1 protein-coding gene is annotated in these 375 nt (G+C 58.4%); it reads left to right on the top strand.

Going from position 1 to position 375, the window contains the following annotated elements; translation table 11 throughout:
• A partial coding sequence (locus AC1DNW_RS35505) for an AMP-binding protein (RefSeq protein WP_477855839.1) occupies positions 1-375 on the top strand: 375 nt, incomplete at both ends.

Below are 375 nucleotides of genomic sequence, written 5' to 3'. Positions count from 1 at the left end.
GGTCGTCTGCCTCGACCGGGACTGGGACGGGCAGATTGCAGGCCTGCCGGACGGCGCCGTCGAGAGCCGCACATTGCCGCAGCACCTTGCCTACGTGATCTACACGTCAGGCTCCACCGGACAGCCCAAAGGCGTGATGACAAGTCATAACTCCGTTGTGCAACTGGCATGCACCAGAAGCTATATCACGGTGGATCACGCCGATACGTGGCTGCAGCTTTCACCCATAAGCTTTGATGCCGCAACATTGGAATTGTGGGCCAGTTTGTTGAACGGTGCCCGCCTAGCCGTTTATGAAGCCGGTCCGATTGCCCCGTCCGAGGTAGCTCAAGCCATTCATAGCTATGGCGTGACAATGGCATGGCTTACTTCCGC

The organism is Rhizobium sp. 05L429 (assembly GCF_056397645.1).
The sequence above is the reverse complement of the archived record's forward strand: the minus strand, read 5'-3'. Positions and strand labels throughout refer to the sequence as shown.